This window comes from Yersinia similis (assembly GCF_001053095.1).
GTDB classification, from domain to species: Bacteria; Pseudomonadota; Gammaproteobacteria; order Enterobacterales; family Enterobacteriaceae; genus Yersinia; species Yersinia similis.
This window is the reverse complement of sequence record NZ_CGBP01000033.1, coordinates 17,432-40,611: the sequence shown is the minus strand read 5'-3', so window position 1 is coordinate 40,611 and position 23,180 is coordinate 17,432. Positions and strand designations below refer to the sequence as shown.

Sequence of the window (23,180 nt, the reverse complement as noted above, 5' to 3'; positions counted from 1 at the left end):
TCTTCCTGAATACTGATTCTTATTTCATAACGCTGATCGCTATTTCACAACGCGGGTCGTTATTTCATCACTCCGACCGTTATTCCATCACACCGATCGTTACGCTGGGTTTCTGTTCGGGATCACCGAGGATACTGGTCCAGCCCAATAGGCTATTCTGCTCGGTTCCCAGAACCATCCCGCCCACCTGCTGCTCTGCTAACCCAAGGCGTAAATCCCACGCGAATTGATCGCGCATAATGAAGGCCACAAACATCACTAACGAGGCGTAATTAGCCCCGTTGGGTAAAAAGGATAAGAACTGTTCTCGCGTTAGCTTATTGATGCACAACAAGAATTTCCCGCTACGATCCGCAACCCGTGAACCAATGGAGAAATTAACGCCAAGCACTGATTTTTCATCATATTTCTTGCCACGGACTTTCACCCTCGTCCCCAGGCGATTCTGCTGTGAAGGGGCAATATCCACCTTGCGCAGTTGCCAACTGTGTAAGGTGATGTCCGGCAAATTGAAGCAATGTGAGACAAGGCTGCAAATCACTTCAGGCGCTCTACCGGGGCTGGCCAGTAGCCCTGCATAAGCCAGCATTTTGCTGTGATTGATCTGCAATTTATTGCGGATAACCTCGCTGCCTAACCCCACCAGCGAGAACATGCGTTGTGAAAATGCATCATCACCGCCATTGTCAAAGCAGATGTAGTAACGGTATTTACGCCAAATCTGATGCAGTAGCGTTAACAGGCGGTGATTGAATACGTTCATGAAATCCGTCAACCGGTTCTCATTCTGCGCATCCTCCCACGCTAACGAATCGAGGTAATATCCTGGTAGCGGCGATTGACTGCCATGCAATCCAAGGAAAGAGACCTCTAGCTCAAATTGACCACGGGCGGAGGTGTTCAGTGCGATAACATCTCTGGTCGGGAATGCCAAACGGGCGGTCGATTTAAAACGGATAGCTTCATTGGCTGGGGTCGCCACAGGGGCTGCCCCTTGCCACGCTACCGCCAATTGGTTGAGCAATTCGACCAATTGAAAAAAGTTATAACGTGAAACATCCAATGCCTGCCCTTCGGGTACTGCCTCAACCACGCTGACATTCTCAACCCCACTTACATCCTCAACCACACTTACATCAGTGCATGTTGACCTGTCTGTACCGGCCATTCGTAACATTCCTGATTATCAAGATTGATGACTTTTAAAAGATGAAACGCATTGACGCTGGCATACAGTGAGAAGAAACGGGCTAATACCGTGCTGAAGAGATAAAGCTCACCTTCAGAGCTAAAGGCCCCTTGCTCCAGCCATAGCGTGGTTTGTAGCCCTCTGACAGGTAAGCCACGAAACAACCGGTCAATCGGCTGTGTTTCAATACGTTGGATAGCGTCCAGTTTCTTTTGCGATGCCCTGGCAGATTGCCGGTTATGCAGGCTTGGAAAATCATAGGTATGCAGAATTTGCTTCAACGCGTCCTTATCCAGTAAGGACATGTAGTTCAACGACATATTGGAGAGCAATGACCAATGCAGGCCCCCATCCAGCACCGGATACAACGGCACCGAAGGACGGGTAATATTGCGGAACGTCGCGAATGAAGGGCTGTCTTTGCTGAGTTGATTGATATCACCAACGCGCAACGACAGCGGCAACTCACGGTTAGTGCACGTCAGGCTGACCGAGACATTCTCTTCAGCAAGCACCAGCTTCGATTCATCACTACGAACAAAGGAAATATAGTGTTCGAATCCCTTACGGAATAATGAGTTTTTCACGCGTAGGCGGTAATAAAGCGCGGTCTTTTCTTGCGAATGTTCGATCTGATGGTGGAAGCTCTCAAACGAGGTATACACCCTGCCATGACCCCGGCCGCGCCCCTTAGGAGCACCTTTTTCACTGAGCCAACTGTCAACCCGATCAACTGAAAAGATGTCGTAGTGATCCGGATTATGGTAGCTGACACAGAGCGGATATTCCGTCTGGGTTCCATCAAGATCAATCGCTTCACTGTCATGTTGGAACAGGTTCACCGCAGGTGTGCAATTCATCCGCAGTGTGGTGGAGCGTACTTTCACGTCCGGCGGCAATGCCTGAGAGAAATACAAATTCAGAGAGAATTCACTGGCATTCAAATGCGGTGGAAAATCGACCACGCCATTGACATCAAAGAACAGGAAGCCTTCGGGGAAGCAAAAATACTCTTGCAGGATCCGGTAACCCATATAGGCGTTTTTCGGGTACGGCAATAGGGCATCATCGCGTTCAAAGCCCACTGGGTTAAAGTCAAAATCAGGCATCGGGATGGTTATCCCGTTGACAACCAGTTCAGCGCGTTCGAAATAGTGGTTAATCCAGAAATAGAGTTGCGTGCTGGTGTAATTGTCTTCCCCCAAGTAGAAGCGCAATTTATCCAGTTGCAGGTCTTGTAGGTTCAATTCCGCTTTGGCAGCGAAGTGAACACTCAAAATGCCTTGTTCGTTACTGCTGTTCGCCGAGATCTCCCGGATGGACATGGGGAACAACCAAACATCGCGGCACAACGTAAAAGTACATTGTGGCCCCACATGGGCATTGCTGTTGGTAAACGCGCTACGCTGGTCATTTGGTGTGATGGGGATGCTCATCACTTGACTACCCCGTTTCACCAGCGTCGCCTCGGTAACCACACTCTCATCCGGTGTGTACTCGATGATGGTCATGCTCGGTATTGGCCGTAAGTAGTTCGGCCACAACATATTCAGTAAACCATGAGTCAACTCAGGGAATTGATCATCGATTTTTTCACGCAGGTTGCCCGTTAGAAAAGCAAAGCCTTCCAGCAAACGTTCAACATCCGGATCAGAACCTTGCTCAGATAAAAATGCAGCGAGATGAGGCCGTTCTATTGCGGCATCGCGTCCTAATTGCCGGAGGTAATCCAGCTCGTCCCTGAAATACTTTTCGAACGACATTATGTTTCCTGGTTAAAGCAGTAACGGCGGTTATTGTCTAACTGAATGTTGAACTCAACGACATCACCCATATCGTCGAAATTAACACGAGCGCTAATATGGAAACTCAGTTGCAGTGGGTCGCCATGGTTCAGTAAGGATTGAACCGTAACGGCAGAAATTCGGGGTTCGTAGTTCTCGATACAATCCTTAATGGCTTTCTCAATACTTTTTCGAAAATCAGATGAGGTGGCGGTCGCATCATTGAGGTCGATAACCCCGAGATCGACCGCACTTTGGCAAGCACCTGGACGAGAGTTAAGGACCTCGTTCAAATGCTTTTGGATTGAATTCAATAGTTCACGCAGACGGCCATCGGAGGAAGAGCTAGCGCCCTTCCCCTGTATGCGGTCAAACAAACTGGCAGAACTCCCTCGATCCCAATTAAGAAGCGCGGCCATAGTCGGTTATTCCTTATCCAAACGGCCAACCAGTGACAGTTCGAAACTCGCACCCATGTATTTGAAATGCGGGCGAACCTGCATCGCAACCTGGTACCAGCCCGGATCACCTTCAACATCCAGTACCTGGATTTGCGCTGAACGCAGAGGACGACGGCTACGAACATCCGTTGGTGGATTTTCTTGATCGGCAATGTACTGCTTGAGCCAGATATTGAGCTCACGCTCCAGATCCTGTCGCTCTTTCCATGAACCAATCTGCTCGCGCTGGAGTACTTTGATGTAGTGCGCAAGGCGGTTGATAATAAACATGTACGGCAGTTGCGTGCCCAACTTATAGTTGGTTTCCGCCATTTTCCCTTCGCGGGTATTGGGGAAGACTTTCGGTTTTTGCACCGAGTTCGCCGAGAAGAATGCGGCGTTATCACTGCCTTTACGCATGGTCAGGGTGATAAAGCCCTCTTCCGCCAGCTCAAACTCACGACGGTCAGTGATCAGAACTTCGGTTGGGATTTTGGCCTGAATCTGCCCCATTGCTTCATAGAGATGAACCGGGAGATCGTGAACCGTGCCGCCACTTTGCGGCCCAATAATATTCGGGCACCAACGGTACTTGGCGAAGCTGTCGGTCAGGCAGGAAGCTAACAGGAATGCGGTGTTGCCCCACAAGAAATGCTCGTGATTCCGGCTGACATCCTCGTAGTAGTTGAAGTTTTTAATTGGGTTTTCAACGGTAGAGTAAGGTAAGCGCAGCAAGAAACGAGGGGTAGTCAAACCAAGATAACGTGAATCTTCAGACTCACGTAAAGCACGCCATTTGGTATGAGCAGGCCCTTCAAATACAGATTTCAGATCTTTAATTGCAGGCAATTCAGTGAAGCTGCTGATACCAAAGAAATCAGGGGCCACACTGGATAAGAATGGCGCATGTGCCATCGCGCCAACGGCACTCACATATTGCAATAGCTTCATGTCAGGCGAGCTATTGTTGAACGCGTAGTTACCAATGATCGCGGCTGTTGGCTCACCACCGAATTGGCCGTACCCTGAGGAGTAAACGTGTTTGTAGAAACCCGACTGAATAATTTCTGGCGAGAACTCAAAATCTTCCAGCAACTCTTCTTTCGTTGCATGCATGATATTGATTTTGATGTTTTCACGGAAATCAGTCCGATCGACTAACAGCTTCAATGAGCGCCATGAGGATTCTATTTCACGGAATTCGTTGGCATGTAGGATCTCGTCCATCTGAGCACTCAACTTTTTGTCGAGTTCGATGATCATTCGGTCAACTAACAGCTTGTTAATCGGCTCTTCGTTGGTTCCGGTATCCAGAATACTGCTAATAAAAGCGGCAACACCCTGTTTAGCGATATCGTAGCCGTCGTTTCCCGGTGCCATGCGGGTTTGTGACATGATTTCGTCGAGCAAGAATGTTGCACTGGCAGGTTCTGCCGCTAAAACGGTATTTTCTTCATGTAAAGACATACGTAGAATTCCCTCTTACCCGAGCTATTATTTTTGATTAAGAATGTCCAATTCTTTCAGCAACTGCTCGCGCATTGCTTCATTGCCAAGCAAATCCTGTAGACGAGAGCGGAAAGCGGGGATATTCCCCAATGGCCCTTTTAATGCCACCAACGCTTCCCGTAGTTCCAGAATTTTTTTGAGCTCTGGAACTTTTTTCGCCACATTGTCAGGCGAGAAATCATCGAGACCATTGATCGACAATGCGACCGGCATATCTTCTTCCCCATCACCTTCGAGGCGATTAGGGACATTGAAACTCAGACTGATATTTGCTTCGTTCATGACTGAGTTGAAGTTATTCTTATTGACCGAAACAACCTGACGTTCTTCAATTGATGTATCTTCACGCACGCCTTTAAGATCACCCACGACCAGCAGGTTCAACGGTAATTCAATTTCTGCAACCTGGTCGCCAGTATTCGGCACATACTTGATGTTAATCCTTTCTTTTGGGGCAACACTGCTTTGTTTATTTTTACTCATCACTCGTCCTTTTAATCTCTAATAAGGGGTGTCAGCCAATATGTTACCCACAGCAGAAAGGGAGACTCTTATATTAATCTGACTTAACTGTGCGCATAGTTAACTATTTTCAAGGCAAATGTCTATAATCTTTTCTTTATATTAAAACATTGGTGGCATTTTTATTACGATATAATCATTCTATCTATGATCATAAAAAATAATTTGCTTTAAAAATTAAAATCGTATGAAAACATTATTTTACGCAGATGTAGCATTCGATGTCATGATCAATTCTGTAACATCTGCAATTTAAATCAGCAAATATCGCGACACAATATGCTAATTATACAAATATTATAACTTTTTCGTCCGTGAACATGAGTGTTAATTTATACGAAACTTGGCACTGATAAAAAAGCTGCTTATAGTGATGTCAGAAAGTGAAGTGGAGGAGCGAGTTACATTCAACGCTGACAGATATGTCTAGCAGAAGTGACTAACCTTTGATCAATATCAAATAAACTATCAAGGATATTAAAAATGCCAACTCCAGCTTATATCTCTATCACAGGGAAAACGCAGGGCAATATTACAGCAGGTGCATTCACAGCCGAGTCCGTCGGTAATATCTATGTTCAAGGTCATGAAGACGAAATGTTGGTACAGGAGTTTGAACACATTGTTACTGTGCCTACCGACCCTCAATCAGGCCAGCCTTCCGGCCAACGTGCGCATAAGCCATTGCGTTTCACTGTTGCGTACAACAAAGCCGTTCCATTGCTGTATAACGCATTAGCCTCTGGTGAAATGCTGCCAACAGTAGAGTTAAAGTGGTACCGCACCTCGATTGAAGGCAAACAAGAGCATTTCTTCACGACTAAACTGGAAGATGCCACCATTATCGACATTGATTGTAAAATGCCGCATTGTCAGGATTCTACCAAGGCTGAGTTTACTCAATTAGTCCGTGTATCACTGGCATACCGCAAGATTAACTGGGATCACACCACCGCTGGCACCTCTGGTGCTGATGACTGGCGTGCGCCGATCGAAGCGTAATATTGTATTTATTCAGCAGCCAATGATGTTATTGGTTGCTGGTTTTTACTGATATTTTTGATTGTATTCAGCTCGTATTATATTCCTTTGATCTTCACCCCGTGATTAACCGCTATTGAGTGCAATTCAATGTGTCATCGTTAGGGATACATTAAAGCCACAGAATAATCTCCGTAGTTAAACACCGCTCATTTACCGTATAGTAAATCACGCAATATCGCCGTATTTTACACATGAGTTTTTATAAGAGACTCGGCTAGAGTTATATATTAACTCCTGATCATCACTTCCCCAAATTACATACATACCGACTATTTCCAATTGTTCGGAAACAGATGCTTTACAAATGAGACATGTTTTTAATTCACTTCCCACTTGCTTAGTCAAAGTGCCATCAGAAAATTACCAACAATAGATTAGGAAAAATCAGTGTTAATCAAAGGAAATTTCCTACAGAATTTTTCGACAACGCGCGATGAGCCAGTCATATTTAATATCATCAGATGACAAAAAAACGGTAGCTATCATTGGGGTGGTTAATTTATTTATTGATGTCACTCATTTTTGTATTAATAAATCCAGCGAGTCTTTCATTCTCTACGGCCGGAGTGATTCCAATCGAATCCAAGCCGAATCTCAATGTTATGTAAACATATATATTATTATCGAATATTATATTAAATAAAAATGAGGGTGAATGCGATACGCAGTAGCCGCTTATAAGAACTAACGAAAAAAGGTGCGCCAAGGCGCACCAACCATCCAGCCATATTTGGCAGTGCCGGGATTTAACCCTTGCCTTTTACACTACCAATAAAGGTTTTTCGGGCTGAAGTTGAGCCCAAATGTTCCGCTTCGTTCAACAATTTCAGCGCCTTATCGACATCACCGGCTTTCACCGCGTCTTTAATCGCCTGGTTGAAGTAGTTTTCTGTCTCACCCAGCATCGGTGCTGCCGGTTTCGTAGGTTCTGATTGTGGCGCGGCTGCGGGTTGAGTACTGTTGCCCACAACGACCGGAGCCGAGGTCGGTGCCGACCACATCAAGCCAATCATGATGTTACCCATGCTTTGCTCAGACGTTACCTTGATTCTTAAAGTCCCTGTTGGGGAATGATTGACAATGGGGTCCGGGATATCCGGGACGGCATTACCCACACCTTGTGCATAAGCTTTTGCCGGGTCGAGCAATTGTGTGGTTTTCTTCAAGTCATCGCGAGTGGTATAGACCAGAAGGTAAATTTGTTTCTGGCCCAACGCTGGCGTCAATTTCATCACGCCTTGTAGGCGATCATTGATCATGATGCCCGCTTTTTCATAGGTGAAATAGCTGGACGGGTAATAAGCCGCTGGGCGCATTTGCTCATCCAGCACCAATACGCTCGGTGTAAAGAGCTGCTTATCCGTGAGCAAACTGCTGAGCGTGACCTCCAATGAACCGCGGTCCGCAGGCAAGGCAAATGCGGCTACCGCGCCTTCAATCTCACCCTGAGAAATATGCGGGCTACCCGCAGTAAGTTGAATATCTTGCGTCGCCGGTGGTACCAAAGGCTGCCATGGTAACTGCTGTAATGTGGTCGTACTGATGACGGGCGCGATGGAAACATTCGCCGGAGAAATGGTTGATGCTGCCTGTACTGCCAGAGGTGCAATGCCCCCTAAAGCCAGTGCCAAACAGAGTGACAGTAGATTCTTTTTCATTGTTATACCCTCATACATTGAGCGTCAGTGCTAACGGTGCCCAGGCAAGGTCGGCAAAGTTAACCAATCTACCCGTCATACTCCAAGCTGCATGTGGCGTTGGCCGCCTTCCTGCAACTCAAATTATTTTGGGTATACATCTTGTGGTCAGTAGGATGCGGGCCACAGCCCGCACACCCGTAAAACGGTTAAGACATCAAGATAAAGTACAGCCGCCCGCAGACGGCTGAAGAATCGCTGTTACCACCAGGCTTCGAATTGCGCACCGAAGGTGACTTCATTGTTCTTACCACGGCTGTTGGTACCAATAGTGCCGTCTTGTGCTACGCCGGTTGTATCGCTATAGCCCCACTTCTCATCCCAGTTGGCATAAGTTGCGAAGACACGAATTGCCGGACGTGACCAAATGCTATCACCTGCCTGCCATTGTTGGGCCAGAGTCAGTTTGTATTGGCCGTTACGCTCACCGGTATGCTGTGATTTAACGTTGTCGTAGCCTGCTTCCAGCAACGTACTCATAATTGGGGTCCATTTGTACATTGGACGTACACCTACGCTGTACCATGTGTTGCCGTTATTGTTATCCAAGTCAATATCTTGGTATAACGCGACATACATCATGTCCCACTTCTCAGCCAGATTGATGGCACCGTGGTCAATAACACGCAACAAGTGGCCATTATTATTTACTGACGTACCTTGCGAATGACCGGTGTTATAGGACGTCATCGAGTCGGTAGCATATTGCACCACGAACTTGTTGAAGCCACCCATCATGCTTTGGGTATGCTCAGCGGTCAGCATCACACCATCTTTAGAGGCATTTGGTGCTAACGAGTAACCTTCTTGAGTATCGGCGCGGCCATAATCAACACCTAGCTCCAATGAACCGCCGGGGTTAGTTTCTAAACCGGCCAAACGCACGTCGTATACGTTGTTAATCGTATATTTTGCATTTTCACGTTGGTTATCGATCCAAGCGCTTGAGCCACCCGATTCTGAGTTACGGGTTGCAGCAACCGATAACTTACCAAAGCCCAGATCGATAGTTTCAAGACCGGCACCTGGTCCTGAAATATCCCAGTAGTAGAAGTCAATCATATGGACATCATGACGTTGATAGAAGCGCTTACCAGCCCAGATAGTGGAGCCAGGTAATGATTCGATCAGGTTTTTACCCTGCACATTGGCTTCACGGAAAGCCGGATCCGTGGATTCCCAATCATCACGCTGTGAAACGGAATAGGCCACGTTGGTATCTAGGTAGAAGCTCTTATCGCCTTCTTTCCACAATTCCTGACCTAATTTAATTTCCGCATAAGTTTCACACTCGTTGCCCAGACGGTATTTGCTTTGAGCACCTGTAGTTTGGAAACATTGTTGTTCACCACCGCTGCCCGTCCAGCCAATCCCGGAACGCGCATAACCATGGAAATCAACCGCCATGGCTTGAGTGGAGAGGACACCAGCGGCAACAGCCAGTGCTATCGGTAACTTGCGCAGAGTAATCATCAGTAATCTCCTGTTATATTTGCCTGTCGGCATGCGTGCTTTCATTCTCTGTAACCAGGCGTCGCCGTAACTAGACGCCCAGCTCTTGATACAGCCGCTTACATGCAGTGCCGTCCTCACGGAAGAGGTGACAACGATGTGGTGGCAGACCGATGGAGAATGTTGCACCTTCTTCTACCAACACCACGTCGTTCTGGCGGTAGACCAGGTTCTGGCGTATTGCTGGGATTTGGATATGAATTTGAGTCTCATTACCCAACTGCTCTACTACCTGAATCTCACCTTCCAACGTGACTTCAGAGGCACTACTTGGCAGCAGATGTTCTGGGCGGATCCCCAAAGACATATTGGCGCCGACCTGAACCTGATCGCCTTCCACCGGCAGCCATACCCGCTGATGGTTAGGGAGTTCGATCTGTACTTGACGAGGTTCAGCGGCCGTGACTTTAACCGGTAAAAAATTCATTTTTGGCGAGCCGATAAAGCCCGCAACAAAGCGGTTGGCTGGGTAGTGATACAGCTCCAGCGGCTTACCGACCTGAGCGATATTGCCGGCGTCCAACACCACAATTTTGTCAGCCAATGTCATGGCTTCCACTTGGTCATGGGTGACGTAGATCATGGTGCGTTCCAAGCGCTTATGCAGACGAGAAATCTCGATTCGCATCTGCACCCGCAAGGCGGCATCCAGGTTGGAAAGCGGTTCATCCAGCAGGAAAACATCTGGTTCGGAGACCAAGGTACGACCAATTGCTACCCGCTGACGCTGGCCACCAGATAAGGCTTTTGGCCGTCGGTCCAACAAGTGAGCCAGTTGCAGCACCTCTGCTACCTGATTCACCCGCTGGTAAATTTCAGCTTTCTTCACCCCCGCCAATTTCAGGCCGAAGGACATGTTTTCTGCCACTGACAAGTGGGGATAAAGTGCATAGGATTGAAACACCATGCCGATGCCGCGTTCAGAGGGCGGCACTTCATTCATGCGTTTGCCACCAATCAACAACTCACCCGAGGTAATGTCCTCAAGACCGGCAATCATCCGTAGCAAGGTCGATTTCCCGCAACCTGATGGGCCAACAAACACCACAAACTCACCGTCATCGATCTCCAGGTTGATATCTCTGGAAATCACAGCCTCACCAAAGGCCTTATAAACGCTGCTCAGCGTTACATTAGCCATGCGTTACTCCTTTGCTTACGCAAACAACTTTTTATATGAATCTGAATGAAGAAAAACAGCGGAAGCAAACCCCGGCATGACCCATTGATTCCCCCCAGTGCCCTGATGACTCTCTCGCTGCGCGCCGTGCCGCCAAGCCTGTAGCAAGGTTGCCCCGGACGGCGTCGCGACCTGAGTATAGGGCTGTACGTTGATTAACGACTCAACATACTGATCCGAAAGGGTAATAATGAGTCGCATACCCCCATTACCTTGGCTGGCTTTGACCAAAAAACACCGATCAACTGATACCAACCGACCAACTAAAACCAATCAACCAATCAACCAATCAACCAATCGATAAACCGTGTAGATAAGGCAATGCGTCAATCAACCCTCGATAATCCCCCAAGCCATCACGAAAACTCACCGGATGAATGCGCTACAACGTTGGGTTAGGAATCAAACGTGCTGACAACATTATTCCTGGTCCTGCAAGTTGGGAGTCAAACTCGATGTGGCTGATATTGCGGGAGTGTCACTATTCGGTAATCATCCGTAACAAAGTTTTTCGTGGGGGAGGGGATGGGAGGATGAGAGAACGACCACTCTTGGCAAAAGTTCCGTTACAAAGACAAATTCGTGATCCGCTCTGCAAATTTCGACCTACATTATTGTGTCTCACACCACAAAATAGGCCGCAGTGTTAACTGAGTCACAATAACCCTCAGGGGGGCGTAGAGGGGGGGAGGATGAGCCGGAGTCCCGTTGTGACCCACTATGTCAGCGTAGTAACTAGATATGTCAGCGTAGTAACTAGATCAGTGTAATAACGAGGTCAGCGTAATACTTATGCCAGCGTAATAATTTGCCACGCTGCCACGCCCCCTTCTACTTAGTGATTCATGGCGATAGCGGTCTGGAAGCAGACCAAATAATTCACAGCTAATGACTCACAAGAAAGTCGGTACCCACAAAATTGGATAAAAGGATTGGATTATGACTCGCAGCTTCACGAAATCCGGCATTGGTAAGACCGCACGTGTTTTGGCTCTTTCGGCGTTAACCACGCTAGTGCTCTCCTCCTCTGCTTTTGCCAAGATTGAAGAAGGTAAACTGGTTATCTGGATTAATGGTGATAAAGGTTATAACGGGTTGGCAGAGGTCGGTAAGAAATTTGAGAAAGATACCGGTATCAAAGTGACCATCGAGCATCCAGATAAATTGGAAGAGAAATTCCCACAAGTCGCTGCAACCGGCGATGGCCCGGACATTATCTTCTGGGCTCATGACCGTTTTGGTGGCTACGCACAGTCAGGTTTACTGGCAGAACTGAACCCATCGAAAGCCTTCCAGGAAAAATTGTTCCCATTCACTTGGGATGCTGTTCGCTTTAATGGCAAGCTGATTGGTTACCCTGTTGCAGTCGAAGCGCTGTCACTGATTTACAACAAAGATCTGGTGAAAGAAGCACCAAAAACGTGGGAAGAGATCCCCGCACTGGATAAAACACTGCGTGCTAATGGCAAAAGCGCCATTATGTGGAACCTACAAGAGCCGTACTTCACTTGGCCCGTTATCGCCGCTGATGGCGGTTATGCATTCAAGTTTGAAAACGGGATTTATGATGCGAAAAACGTGGGCATAAATAATGCGGGCGCCCAAGCTGGCCTGCAATTTATTGTCGATCTCGTTAAGAATAAGCACATCAATGCCGATACTGATTACTCCATTGCAGAAGCTGCCTTTAACAAAGGTGAAACCGCGATGACCATTAATGGCCCATGGGCATGGTCCAATATCGATAAGAGCAAAATTAATTACGGCGTAACCCTGCTGCCAACCTTCCATGGCCAGCCATCTAAACCATTCGTCGGTGTACTGACCGCCGGTATTAACGCAGCTAGCCCCAATAAAGAACTGGCAACGGAATTCCTGGAAAACTATCTGATCACCGACCAAGGCCTGGCTGAAGTCAACAAAGATAAACCACTGGGTGCGGTAGCGCTGAAATCATTCCAGGAGCAACTGGCAAAAGATCCGCGGATTGCAGCGACAATGGATAACGCCACCAACGGCGAAATCATGCCAAACATTCCGCAAATGGCGGCCTTCTGGTATGCCACCCGTAGTGCGGTACTGAACGCCATCACTGGGCGTCAAACCGTTGAAGCGGCGCTGAACGATGCGGCAACTCGTATCACTAAATAACTGTTTAATCTTCAAAAAGGGCACGGTTCGCCGTGCCTCGACAGAATTTGCCGTAACGCGATCCAACGTTAAGCACAGCTCAACTTTAAACACGACCCAACGTTAAACACGGCTCAACTTTAAGCACAACTTAACTTCAAGCACAAAAAGTATGAAAGGGAACATTATGCAGTTATCCCACACCAAGCTTCAAAGCCGAAAAAAGAAAATCGCCTGGTGGCAGAGTGACGCGCTTAAATGGCTGGTTATCAGCCTGTTAAGCCTCTTCACCTGTTATTTGATCGTATTGATGTATTCTCAAGGTGAATATCTTTTTGCCATCGTGACGCTGATTCTGGTGAGTTTAGGGCTGTATGTGTTTGCCAACCGCCGCGCTTATGCCTGGCGTTATGTTTACCCTGGCGTTGCCGGTATGGGGTTGTTTGTTCTATTCCCCTTAATTTGTACCATCGCTATCGCTTTTACCAACTACAGCAGTACCAACCAATTAACCTTCGAACGTGCTCAATCCGTCTTGATGGATAGGCAGTTCCAGACCGGTAAAACTTTCGCCTTTGGCCTCTATCCCAGCGATAACCAATGGCGTTTACAGCTTACCAATCCGGACGACGGTAGCCTGTTCATCTCTGAACCCTTCAGTTTTGAGGCAACGGGTGAGCAAAAAGTGATGGTCGCCCCAGCCAATACTGCACAAACGAGTGAACCGGCATCGCTGCGGATTATTACCCAGAGTCGTCAGGCGCTAAGTGGCTTAGTGGCTATTCTGCCTGATGGTGCTGAACTGCGTATGAGTTCATTACGTCAATTTTCTGGCACCAAGCCGCTCTATACTCTGGGTGCCGATGGTAAAGAACTGATTAATCAGCAAACCGGCGTGAAATATTGGCCGAATCCTGACACTGGGTTCTATCAAGCGGTTAGCGCTGATGGACAGTGGGAAAATGAAAAGCTTAGCCCCGGCTTTACCGTGTCTATCGGCTGGAAAAACTTCCTGCGGGTACTGCACGACGAAGGTATTCAAAAGCCGTTCATCTCGATCTTTATCTGGACTATCCTCTTCTCGATAATGAGCGTTACCTTTACGGTGGCTGTCGGCATGGTGCTGGCATGTGTGGTGCAATGGGATTCGCTGAAAGGCAAAGCTATCTATCGGGTGATGCTGATCCTGCCCTATGCGGTACCGTCGTTTATCTCTATTTTGATTTTCAAAGGGTTGTTTAACCAAAGTTTCGGGGAAATCAACCTGATGCTCAGCCATTTATTTGGCATCAAACCCGCCTGGTTCAGTGATCCTATCACCGCCAAAAGCATGATTTTGATCGTGAATACCTGGCTCGGTTATCCCTATATGATGATTTTGTGCATGGGGCTATTGAAAGCGATCCCTGACGACTTGTATGAGGCATCGGCAATGGATGGCGCAGGGCCATTCCAGAACTTTTTCCGCATCACGTTTCCGTTATTGATTAAACCACTAACACCGCTGATGATTGCCAGTTTTGCCTTTAACTTTAATAACTTCGTGCTGATTCAGCTATTGACCAACGGGGGGCCAGATATGATTGGTACCAGCACCCCGGCGGGGTATACCGATTTGCTGGTTAACTACACCTATCGTGTCGCCTTTGAAGGCGAGGGCGGGCAGGACTTCGGTTTGGCGGCCGCTATCGCAACCCTGATTTTCATTTTGGTAGGCGCACTCGCGATACTGAATTTGAAAGCCAGCAAAATGAATTTTGACTAAGGAGGAGATGCAGATGGCTATGGTTCAACCTAAATCCCAGCGTTTGCGTCTATTGGGCACGCATTTTCTGATGCTGTGCTTTATCGCGCTGATCATGTTCCCGCTACTGATGGTGATCGCCATTTCGCTGCGGCCCGGTAACTTCGCCACAGGTAGCCTGATCCCAGATCAAATCTCTTGGGAACACTGGAAATTGGCGCTCGGCATGAGCGTGACCCATGCTGACGGTAGCGTAACCCCACCACCGTTCCCAGTGATGTTGTGGTTATGGAACTCAATTAAGATCGCCTTGATTACCGCCATGGGTATTGTCGCCCTGTCCACCACCTGTGCTTACGCCTTTGCCCGTATGCGCTTTCGTGGAAAAAGCGCCTTATTGAAAGGTATGTTGATCTTCCAAATGTTTCCCGCGGTACTGTCATTAGTGGCGTTGTATGCCTTGTTTGACCGTCTCGGGCAATATATACCGTTCATCGGGTTAAATACCCATGGCGGGGTCATTTTCGCCTACATGGGCGGGATCGCCCTACACGTCTGGACCATCAAAGGTTATTTCGAAACCATTGATAACTCATTGGAAGAAGCCGCAGCATTGGATGGTGCCACCCCATGGCAAGCCTTCCGACTGGTGCTATTACCGCTGTCGGTGCCCATTTTAGCCGTGGTATTTATTCTGTCGTTTATTGCGGCCATAACCGAAGTCCCTGTAGCCTCCCTGTTGCTGCGAGATGTGAACAGCTACACTCTGGCAGTCGGTATGCAGCAGTATCTTAACCCGCAAAACTATCTGTGGGGTGACTTTGCGGCTGCCGCCGTGTTATCAGCCATTCCGATCACCACCGTCTTCCTGCTCGCCCAACGCTGGCTGGTTGGTGGATTAACGGCAGGTGGTGTGAAAGGTTAAGCATTAAAGATTTGATCATTCAATACCCAAAGCAGTTAGATAGGACGGGTATTTTTCCCCTCTGGTACTGTGTCTTTAGGGCGGCCTTAATGGCCGCCATTTTTATGTTTAGCACCACCGTAGCCCCAAGATAAGAAGGGGTTATTCGCGCTTTAATCGCTCAGTATTCGCCAGATACAAGGTCACGACCAAGACTAAAATGGAACCGGAATAAATCAGTGTATCAATAGGATTTTCATGATCCACAATGATCAAACGGATAATCGCGGTAATCCCGATATAAATAAAATAGCGTAACGGGAAGTGATAGCCGGACTCAAAATACTTAACAATCAGTGCAATAAATTCAAAATAGAGGAAGTAAATTACTATCCCTTCAATCAGCATGTAGGAAGATGTTTCCTGATTACTCAAGAACAAGACTTTCCCCAGATGAATGGTTTCCTTCACCAAAAAAACCACCAAAATAGCGGCTAACATAATCAATCCTACATTCAGTAAACGTTGCAAATTTTTAGCGATCCACTGAGAACGCGAATTTTTAGCCATACATACTCCCAAAAAAAGTAGGTGAAATAGCCTGAGCCTATCACAGCAATGTTGCACTCAAGCCAAAAAAAAGCCCCTTACAGAATAAGGGGCCTAATAAAAGCACGAATCAAAGAGCTTAAGAACCCGTTAGTTTAACGCCAGTTCTTGAAACGGTTAATCAACGCATTGGTTGAACTGTCATGACTGGTCACTTTTTGGTCATCTGCCAGTTCTGGCAGGATACGGTTAGCCAGTTGTTTACCCAGTTCGACACCCCATTGGTCGAAGGTGTAGATATTCAGAATAACCCCTTGGGTGAAGATTTTGTGTTCATACAAGGCAATTAGCGCCCCCAAGCTGAACGGGGTAATTTCGCGCAACAAAATGGAGTTAGTTGGGCGGTTGCCCTCGAAGACTTTGAACGGCGCTACGTGCGCGACTTGTTCAGGGGTTTTACCCGCCGCCGCAAACTCAGCTTCAACTTCTTCCAGGGATTTACCAAAAGCCAATGCTTCTGTCTGTGCAAAGAAGTTAGACAACAGCTTCGCGTGGTGATCGCTTAATGGGTTATGGCTGATCGCCGGTGCGATAAAATCACACGGGATCAGTTTGGTGCCTTGGTGAATCAACTGATAAAACGCATGTTGACCGTTAGTGCCCGGCTCACCCCAGATAATCGGGCCAGTTTGGTAATCAACTGGATGACCGTTACGATCAACATATTTACCATTCGACTCCATGTTACCCTGCTGGAAGTAAGCCGGGAAACGGTGCATATATTGGTCGTAAGGCAGGATAGCTTCAGTTTCTGCACCAAAGAAGTTGTTGTACCAGATACCAATCAGTGCCAACAGGACAGGCAGATTCTTCTCTGCCGGTGTTTCGGCAAAATGTTTATCCATGGCATGTGCGCCACTGAGCAGCTGTTCGAAGTGTTCAAAACCAACCGACAAAGCGATAGATAAACCAATAGCAGACCATAGCGAGTAACGGCCACCAACCCAATCCCAGAACTCAAACATATTATTGGTATCAATACCAAACTCACCAACGGCTTTGGCATTGGTCGATAAAGCCGCAAAGTGCTTGGCAACGTGCGCCGGATCACCGGCGGCAGACAGGAACCAATCGCGCGCGCTGTGAGCGTTGGTCATGGTCTCTTGCGTAGTGAAGGTTTTAGATGCCACCAGGAACAGCGTAGTTTCCGGGTTCAGGGGTTTCAACGCTTCGGCAATATGAGTGCCATCGACGTTAGAAACAAAATGCATATTCAGGTGATTTTTATACGGACGTAACGCTTCGGTCACCATGTAAGGGCCGAGGTCTGACCCCCCGATACCAATATTGACTACATCGGTAATCGCTTTGCCAGTATAGCCTTTCCAGTCACCATTAATCACACGGTCACAGAACTGTTTCATTTTGGCCAGAACCGCATTCACTTCAGGCATCACATCTTTGCCATCCACCACAATTGGGGTGTTGCTGCGGTTACGCAAAGCAATATGCAATACCGCACGGTCTTCTGTGCGGTTAATTTTCTCACCAGAAAACATGGATTTTATTGCACCAGCCAGATCGGTCTCTTTCGCCAGATCCTGCAATTTTTCCAGGGTTTCGTTGGTAATACGGTTTTTTGAGAAATCCACCAGCATTTGATCGTCAAAAGTCGCAGAGAACCGGTTAAAACGCTGGTCGTCCTTGGCAAACAGACTGCTGATTGTGACATCTTTCATCTGTTCAAAGTGTTGCTGTAACGCTTTCCAGGCAGCGGTTTGACTAGGATTAATATTTTTCATAGCGGCGCTCTTCTAGGCTTAAGGATTAATGAAACGAATACATTGATTGTATCCTGTTACCCTGTGATTGAGATCTCTTTTCTTGCGATAGGTATTATCTCTCGAAACAACTCTTGATCTGTTTCCTATTTCTCGCAATACGTCGGTTCATCTTAAGACGGTCATCATAATTTTAAGACGTTCACTCATCATTTTAATGACGTTCAATTAGAGTAGCCGCTCATATTCAGGCCAGTATCCAATCAATTTAGTGATATGACGGAGCGTATTATTAAAGATGAAAATACCTCATAGCCATTTCATTGACAGAAAGTGGATAACCCGTTATTTCCTTGTACAGAGAAAAATACAGATGCCCCCAAGATGGCATCACTGACACGAGGTTTTTAGATGATTCAAGTCGCCCCCCAACAGACCCGCGGTGTACCTTCTGCGACTGTAGTCGCTAAATTTGGCGGTACCAGCGTGGCCAATTTTGATGCTATGAGTCGTAGCGCCGATGTGGTTTTATCGAACCCGGACGTTCGTTTGGTGATCCTTTCCGCGTCTGCCGGTATTACTAATCTGTTGGTTGCCCTTGCTGATGGCGGTGAGCCAGAAAAACGTGCTGACCATCTGGATGAAATCCGCCATATTCAATACGATATTATCGCCAAACTCACCGATTCGACGGTGATCCGCGAAGAAATTGACCGCATGTTGGAAAACATTGCCATGCTGTCTGAGGCGGCCAGTCTGGCTACCTCCCCCGCCCTGACCGATGAACTGGTCAGCCACGGCGAATTAATGTCCACCCTGCTGTTTGTCGAGCTGTTACGCCAACGCCAGGCTGCCGTGGAATGGTTTGATGTGCGAAAAGTCATGCGAACCAATGAGCGTTTTGGCCGTGCAGAGCCAGATACCTCCGCATTGGCTGAACTGGCCCAAACACTGCTGGCACCGCGTATTGAAGATGCCATTGTGGTCACACAAGGTTTTATCGGCAGTGAAGGCAAAGGCCGAACCACCACTCTGGGCCGTGGTGGTAGTGATTACACCGCCGCATTGTTAGGTGAAGCACTGAATGTCAGCCGTATCGATATCTGGACAGATGTGCCGGGAATCTATACGACTGACCCGCGTGTCGCCCCGGCAGCAAAACGTATCGATAAAATCGCCTTTGAAGAAGCGGCCGAAATGGCAACCTTTGGGGCGAAAATCCTGCACCCGGCCACTCTGCTACCGGCGGTGCGCAGTGATATCCCGGTATTTGTCGGCTCCAGCAAAGATCCTGCGGCTGGCGGCACATTGGTCTGTAACGAAACCTACAACCCGCCGCTGTTCCGTGCTCTGGCACTACGCCGCAAACAGACACTGTTGACTCTGCACAGCTTGAATATGTTGCATGCACGCGGTTTTCTGGCGGAAGTGTTTAATATTCTGGCGCGCCACAATATCTCTGTGGATTTAATCACCACGTCTGAAGTGAGTGTAGCGTTAACATTGGATACCACCGGTTCAACGTCTACCGGTGATAGCCTGCTAACCACCTCGTTATTGACTGAACTCTCTTCCCTGTGCCGGGTTGAAGTGGAAGAAGATCTGGCTTTGGTGGCCATTATCGGCAACAACCTGTCTCAGGCTTGCGGTGTCGGTAAAGAGGTGTTTGGTGTCCTGGACCCGTTCAATATTCGTATGATTTGTTACGGTGCCAGCAGCCATAATCTGTGTTTCCTGGTACCGGGTAATGACGCTGACAAAGTGGTGCAAACGCTACATTACAATTTATTTGAATAAGACATGTTATTTGAATAAGACATGCTATTTGAACAAGACATGCTATTTGAACAAGACAGTTTATCTGAGTAAGACAACTTGTTTGAGTATCAGAATATTATTTGCGTAATAGAGCACATTAAAACATTAACTTATCTGCTAATTAAACCTTACTGGATCACACCAAACCGGATGATTTCATCCGGTTCAGACTGCTGACAAACCCCGATGACTTGATCTTGAACGGTGAGGATAGGCAGAGGAGTAAAGCGTCCGCGCCAAGGATGGCGCGGCTCGAGCCTACATGGATGTATTTACGGCGTCTTTACGATCTGCCTGTTCTCTCCGTCGCGGGCACTTTGTCAATAACCTCCGGTTTTTTCATTTTTGGCACTGACGACTAAGGATTCTCGCTTCATGTTAGTAAAAATCACCCGCTTATTCCCCGTATGGGCATTATTGCTCTCAATCGCGGCCTATTTCCGCCCTGCGACCTTTACCGCCGTCGGGCCGTATGTTGGCCCACTCTTGATGCTGATTATGTTTGCGATGGGGGTCACCTTGCGGCTGGATGATTTCAAACGTGTACTTTCACGACCGGCACCGGTGGCTGCCGCCACGTTTCTGCATTATTTGATTATGCCATTGACCGCATGGCTGCTGGCCATGCTGTTTCGTATGCCGCCGGATTTATCTGCGGGGATGGTACTGGTGGGCAGTGTTGCCAGCGGAACCGCATCCAATGTCATGATTTATTTGGCTAAAGGTGACGTCGCACTGTCGGTGACGATCTCTGCTGTTTCCACCTTGGTGGGTGTTTTTGCCACGCCATTGCTGACCCGTTTATATGTGGATGCCACCATCAGTGTTGATGTGATTGGCATGCTGAAAAGTATTCTACAAATCGTCGTTATCCCCATCACTGCCGGGCTGATTATCCATCACACCTTTACCAAAACCGTTAAACGCATCGAGCCTTATCTACCGGCGATGTCGATGATCTGTATTTTGGCGATTATCAGCGCAGTGGTCGCGGGCAGCCAAAGCCATATCGCCTCTGTTGGCTTCGTGGTGATTATTGCGGTTATCCTGCATAACAGCATTGGCTTGTTAAGTGGCTATTGGGGCGGGAAACTGTTCGGTTTTGATGAATCCACCTGCCGGACACTGGCGATTGAAGTCGGTATGCAAAACTCCGGTTTGGCCGCCACCTTGGGTAAAATTTACTTCTCACCGTTGGCCGCTCTACCCGGTGCGCTATTCTCGGTATGGCATAATCTGTCCGGTTCCCTGCTGGCAGGCTACTGGTCAGGTAAACCGGTTAAAACAGATAAAAAATAATTAAACCTCAGAAAATGCCTGAGATCATCGGGCATTCACTGCTAACACGACCTTCATCTATGACACTGACATTTCCACCTCTCACCTGAAAACACAAAACAAGAAATAATAATATCCGCCATTAACCTTAATTTATTCCAAATAATCCCAGTATCACTCATATCTAACCGTTATATTTTGCCTCCATCAAAAACTTAATTCTCATTAGTTATTCGTCGTTCTTTATTGTTCAGGGACGGTAATTGTGCTGCCCGTCAATTTGACCCAGGGACAGAAAGAGCTGCGCCTGCAAATAAATTTGTTCGGTCAGTCTATTTCTCAATCAGACATTATGATTAGAAAACGTACTGCGTTATGGCTTGTACTCAGTACTGGCGCTCAAGCCGATACCACTTTGGCCATAGAGGCCCCACCTTCCATTAATGAATCTCGCCAGTCATTACAGAATAACGCCAAAGAAATTAATCAGTTAGTAGAAGAGACACGCTACCAACAGATGACACAACATAACACCGGGCAAGGTGAATTATCTCGCCCGGAAAATACCGCTGCGCCAGAACTACCAGAGGATACGCAGTGCCTGCCCATTAATGGTGTTTATATTCAGGGGATCACCTTATTAACAGAGGATGATTTAAATGAATTAAGTGCGATACCTGAACAATGTATTCATTCTGAGAACATTAACCTTCTGACCCGTGAACTCACTAATATCTATATGGATAAAGGGTATATCACGGCGCGTATTCAATTTATTCCACCAGATGCTGATGGGAAATTAGGTCTGGATATTACCGAAGGGTTCGTCGAAGCGATTGATAGCACAGGCACAGGGCTAGATGGCGAGACAGTCTTCCCGAATATGATCGGTAAACCGCTCAATATTACTCGCCTTGACCAAGGGCTGGACCAGGCAAACCGTTTGCCATCAAATAAAGTCACCGTCGATATTCTGCCCGGAACACTGCCCGGTGGATCTATTCTTAAACTGCATAATACACCGTCAACCCCTTGGCATTTGACCACCTCACTGGACAATTACGGCAATAAAAATACCGGTGAATGGCTAAGCCGCAATACTTTGTCTTTCGATAATCCGCTGGGCTTGTCAGATTCCGCCAGCATCAATATCAGTAATACCGTTGATCGCCCCCAACATAATTATAGCCGTGCTTACTCAATGTTTTATTCGGTCCCCTACGGAGCCTTAACCTTTAGTGGCTTTGGCAGTTATGCCGAATACCGTTATCCGATGAAATTGCAGTTTAATACTGCCAAGTTACATGGCGAAACACAGCAACACGGTTTACGGGCAGATTATGTTTTCTATCGCGATCAAAACCAGATTAATGGGCTAAGTGCGCAATTAACCTATAAACGAGCCAGTAATTATCTGAATGAAGAAAAAATTTCGATCAGCAGCCCGACGCTAACAATCTTTGAATTAGGTCTTAATCACCTACACGTCCTGCCAATGGGCCTGTTTAATATCAATGTCAGCATTGAGCAGGGCTTGCCTTGGCTGGGCGCTGAGCGCTCAAATGGCCCATTAGCGAACTATCAGGATAGCCAATTCACTAAAGCTAAGGCTTCAATTACTTCCAATCACTACTTTGCACTGTTTGATGATGCCTATCTGTTCAGCAATCAATTTTATGGCCAGTACACACGTGACCGGTTACCTGGCGTGGAATGGCTCAGCATCACTGATAGCGCTGCCATCCGTGGCTTTAGCCGTAATACCTTATCTGCCGATCAAGGCTGGTACTTACAAAATACCCTGTCCCGTCGTTTCACCTTGGGTGACGCCACGCTAACCCCTCGCGTAGGCCTGGATACAGGCCGTATCCAGCAAAAGCCACAGGGGTGGGTCAGCGCTATGGGGCTAAGCGCTGGCGTCAGTCTTAATTACCAGAATGCCACATTGGATATAGAGGCCAGCCGTGGCCGCTTACTCTCCGGCCAATCGAAGATTAACGATCCAACACAAATTCTAGCTCGTTTTTCTTACCGCTTTTAATTCAATTTTCCCTTGAGAACACCTTGTTACTCATATCAGGAAATATCACCCCCAAATG

Annotated in this window: 19 protein-coding genes; 8 read left to right on the top strand and 11 right to left on the bottom strand. The window is 47.5% G+C overall.

The window, feature by feature from the left end; translation table 11 throughout:
* Positions 1-79: 79 nt before the first annotated feature.
* From tssG to tssB, 5 genes are read right to left on the bottom strand one after another with little or no spacing between them, the layout of a single operon-like run.
* Positions 80-1,168, bottom strand: a complete 1,089-nt coding sequence (tssG, locus tag AC971_RS18440) for a type VI secretion system baseplate subunit TssG (RefSeq protein ID WP_025381699.1) — start codon at positions 1,166-1,168, stop codon at positions 80-82.
* Entirely contained in the window at positions 1,132-2,952 is a 1,821-nt protein-coding gene (gene tssF, locus AC971_RS18435; RefSeq protein ID WP_025381700.1) for a type VI secretion system baseplate subunit TssF, read from the bottom strand. Before tssF ends, tssG begins: the two co-directional genes overlap by 37 nt.
* Entirely contained in the window at positions 2,952-3,392 is a 441-nt protein-coding gene (tssE, locus tag AC971_RS18430; RefSeq protein ID WP_002212100.1) for a type VI secretion system baseplate subunit TssE, read from the bottom strand. Before tssE ends, tssF begins: the two co-directional genes overlap by 1 nt.
* 6 nt (positions 3,393-3,398) lie before the next feature.
* Positions 3,399-4,880 (bottom strand): type VI secretion system contractile sheath large subunit, encoded by a 1,482-nt coding sequence (gene tssC / locus AC971_RS18425; RefSeq protein ID WP_025381701.1) that lies wholly within the window; start codon positions 4,878-4,880, stop codon positions 3,399-3,401.
* 27 nt (positions 4,881-4,907) lie between these two features.
* Positions 4,908-5,405: a type VI secretion system contractile sheath small subunit gene (gene tssB / locus AC971_RS18420; protein WP_025381702.1), complete on the bottom strand. Its 498-nt coding sequence runs from the start codon at positions 5,403-5,405 to the stop codon at positions 4,908-4,910.
* A 522-nt stretch (positions 5,406-5,927) separates the two neighbouring features.
* Here tssB and AC971_RS18415 point away from each other — a divergent pair.
* Positions 5,928-6,446, top strand: a complete 519-nt coding sequence (locus tag AC971_RS18415) for an Hcp family type VI secretion system effector (protein ID WP_002212097.1) — start codon at positions 5,928-5,930, stop codon at positions 6,444-6,446.
* 788 nt (positions 6,447-7,234) lie between these two features.
* Here AC971_RS18415 and malM read toward each other — a convergent pair.
* The 4 genes from malM to AC971_RS18390 form a co-directional block, all read right to left on the bottom strand.
* Entirely contained in the window at positions 7,235-8,146 is a 912-nt protein-coding gene (gene malM / locus AC971_RS18405; RefSeq protein WP_025381703.1) for a maltose operon protein MalM, read from the bottom strand.
* 240 nt (positions 8,147-8,386) lie between these two features.
* Complete coding sequence (locus tag AC971_RS18400) at positions 8,387-9,658, bottom strand: maltoporin (RefSeq protein ID WP_025381704.1); 1,272 nt, start codon at positions 9,656-9,658, stop codon at positions 8,387-8,389.
* A 70-nt stretch (positions 9,659-9,728) separates the two neighbouring features.
* Positions 9,729-10,838 carry a maltose/maltodextrin ABC transporter ATP-binding protein MalK gene (malK, locus tag AC971_RS18395; protein WP_002212091.1) on the bottom strand — a complete coding sequence of 370 codons (1,110 nt, stop codon included), beginning with the start codon at positions 10,836-10,838 and terminating at the stop codon, positions 9,729-9,731.
* Between the two features lie 15 nt (positions 10,839-10,853).
* Positions 10,854-11,078, bottom strand: coding sequence for a hypothetical protein (locus AC971_RS18390; protein ID WP_038402046.1), 225 nt, complete (start codon positions 11,076-11,078; stop codon positions 10,854-10,856).
* Between the two features lie 738 nt (positions 11,079-11,816).
* Here AC971_RS18390 and malE point away from each other — a divergent pair.
* The 3 genes from malE to malG all read left to right on the top strand — a co-directional run bounded on the left by malE (position 11,817) and on the right by malG (position 15,676).
* Complete coding sequence (gene malE / locus AC971_RS18385; protein ID WP_025381705.1) at positions 11,817-13,028, top strand: maltose/maltodextrin ABC transporter substrate-binding protein MalE; 1,212 nt, start codon at positions 11,817-11,819, stop codon at positions 13,026-13,028.
* A 166-nt stretch (positions 13,029-13,194) separates the two neighbouring features.
* Positions 13,195-14,772 (top strand): maltose ABC transporter permease MalF, encoded by a 1,578-nt coding sequence (gene malF / locus AC971_RS18380; RefSeq protein WP_025381706.1) that lies wholly within the window; start codon positions 13,195-13,197, stop codon positions 14,770-14,772.
* Between the two features lie 13 nt (positions 14,773-14,785).
* The gene (malG, locus tag AC971_RS18375) at positions 14,786-15,676 is read left to right on the top strand and encodes a maltose ABC transporter permease MalG (RefSeq protein ID WP_025381707.1); all 891 of its coding nucleotides are present in this window, start codon (positions 14,786-14,788) and stop codon (positions 15,674-15,676) included.
* A 141-nt stretch (positions 15,677-15,817) separates the two neighbouring features.
* Here malG and psiE read toward each other — a convergent pair whose 3' ends face one another.
* Positions 15,818-16,225: a phosphate-starvation-inducible protein PsiE gene (gene psiE, locus AC971_RS18370; protein ID WP_002212086.1), complete on the bottom strand. Its 408-nt coding sequence runs from the start codon at positions 16,223-16,225 to the stop codon at positions 15,818-15,820.
* A 134-nt stretch (positions 16,226-16,359) separates the two neighbouring features.
* Positions 16,360-18,006: a glucose-6-phosphate isomerase gene (gene pgi / locus AC971_RS18365; RefSeq protein WP_025381708.1), complete on the bottom strand. Its 1,647-nt coding sequence runs from the start codon at positions 18,004-18,006 to the stop codon at positions 16,360-16,362.
* Positions 18,007-18,396: 390 nt separating this feature from the next.
* On the opposite strand from pgi, the gene lysC reads away from it, so the two are divergent.
* The 4 genes from lysC (at position 18,397) to AC971_RS18350 (ending at position 23,122) form a co-directional block, all read left to right on the top strand.
* Complete coding sequence (lysC, locus tag AC971_RS18360) at positions 18,397-19,782, top strand: lysine-sensitive aspartokinase 3 (RefSeq protein ID WP_025381709.1); 1,386 nt, start codon at positions 18,397-18,399, stop codon at positions 19,780-19,782.
* 283 nt (positions 19,783-20,065) lie between these two features.
* Positions 20,066-20,158: a gluconate 5-dehydrogenase gene (locus tag AC971_RS24810; RefSeq protein ID WP_197090505.1), complete on the top strand. Its 93-nt coding sequence runs from the start codon at positions 20,066-20,068 to the stop codon at positions 20,156-20,158.
* Between the two features lie 20 nt (positions 20,159-20,178).
* Positions 20,179-21,102 (top strand): ketopantoate/pantoate/pantothenate transporter PanS, encoded by a 924-nt coding sequence (gene panS, locus AC971_RS18355; protein WP_025381710.1) that lies wholly within the window; start codon positions 20,179-20,181, stop codon positions 21,100-21,102.
* Positions 21,103-21,433: 331 nt separating this feature from the next.
* Positions 21,434-23,122, top strand: coding sequence for a ShlB/FhaC/HecB family hemolysin secretion/activation protein (locus AC971_RS18350; RefSeq protein WP_038402452.1), 1,689 nt, complete (start codon positions 21,434-21,436; stop codon positions 23,120-23,122).
* Positions 23,123-23,180 lie beyond the last annotated feature (58 nt).

What these genes read in the sequence shown, in the direction of transcription:
- AC971_RS18390 (WP_038402046.1), bottom strand. Translation starts at nt 11,078, where the DNA reads ATGCGACTCATTATTACCCTTTCGGATCAGTATGTTGAGTCGTTAATC.
- AC971_RS24810 (WP_197090505.1), top strand. Translation starts at nt 20,066, where the DNA reads ATGGATGTATTTACGGCGTCTTTACGATCTGCCTGTTCTCTCCGTCGC.
- malG (WP_025381707.1), top strand. Translation starts at nt 14,786, where the DNA reads ATGGCTATGGTTCAACCTAAATCCCAGCGTTTGCGTCTATTGGGCACG.
- psiE (WP_002212086.1), bottom strand. Translation starts at nt 16,225, where the DNA reads ATGGCTAAAAATTCGCGTTCTCAGTGGATCGCTAAAAATTTGCAACGT.
- panS (WP_025381710.1), top strand. Translation starts at nt 20,179, where the DNA reads ATGTTAGTAAAAATCACCCGCTTATTCCCCGTATGGGCATTATTGCTC.
- AC971_RS18415 (WP_002212097.1), top strand. Translation starts at nt 5,928, where the DNA reads ATGCCAACTCCAGCTTATATCTCTATCACAGGGAAAACGCAGGGCAAT.
- AC971_RS18400 (WP_025381704.1), bottom strand. Translation starts at nt 9,658, where the DNA reads ATGATTACTCTGCGCAAGTTACCGATAGCACTGGCTGTTGCCGCTGGT.
- tssG (WP_025381699.1), bottom strand. Translation starts at nt 1,168, where the DNA reads ATGGCCGGTACAGACAGGTCAACATGCACTGATGTAAGTGTGGTTGAG.
- tssC (WP_025381701.1), bottom strand. Translation starts at nt 4,880, where the DNA reads ATGTCTTTACATGAAGAAAATACCGTTTTAGCGGCAGAACCTGCCAGT.
- pgi (WP_025381708.1), bottom strand. Translation starts at nt 18,006, where the DNA reads ATGAAAAATATTAATCCTAGTCAAACCGCTGCCTGGAAAGCGTTACAG.
- lysC (WP_025381709.1), top strand. Translation starts at nt 18,397, where the DNA reads ATGATTCAAGTCGCCCCCCAACAGACCCGCGGTGTACCTTCTGCGACT.
- malM (WP_025381703.1), bottom strand. Translation starts at nt 8,146, where the DNA reads ATGAAAAAGAATCTACTGTCACTCTGTTTGGCACTGGCTTTAGGGGGC.
- malK (WP_002212091.1), bottom strand. Translation starts at nt 10,838, where the DNA reads ATGGCTAATGTAACGCTGAGCAGCGTTTATAAGGCCTTTGGTGAGGCT.
- malE (WP_025381705.1), top strand. Translation starts at nt 11,817, where the DNA reads ATGACTCGCAGCTTCACGAAATCCGGCATTGGTAAGACCGCACGTGTT.
- tssB (WP_025381702.1), bottom strand. Translation starts at nt 5,405, where the DNA reads ATGAGTAAAAATAAACAAAGCAGTGTTGCCCCAAAAGAAAGGATTAAC.
- tssE (WP_002212100.1), bottom strand. Translation starts at nt 3,392, where the DNA reads ATGGCCGCGCTTCTTAATTGGGATCGAGGGAGTTCTGCCAGTTTGTTT.
- tssF (WP_025381700.1), bottom strand. Translation starts at nt 2,952, where the DNA reads ATGTCGTTCGAAAAGTATTTCAGGGACGAGCTGGATTACCTCCGGCAA.
- malF (WP_025381706.1), top strand. Translation starts at nt 13,195, where the DNA reads ATGCAGTTATCCCACACCAAGCTTCAAAGCCGAAAAAAGAAAATCGCC.
- AC971_RS18350 (WP_038402452.1), top strand. Translation starts at nt 21,434, where the DNA reads ATGATTAGAAAACGTACTGCGTTATGGCTTGTACTCAGTACTGGCGCT.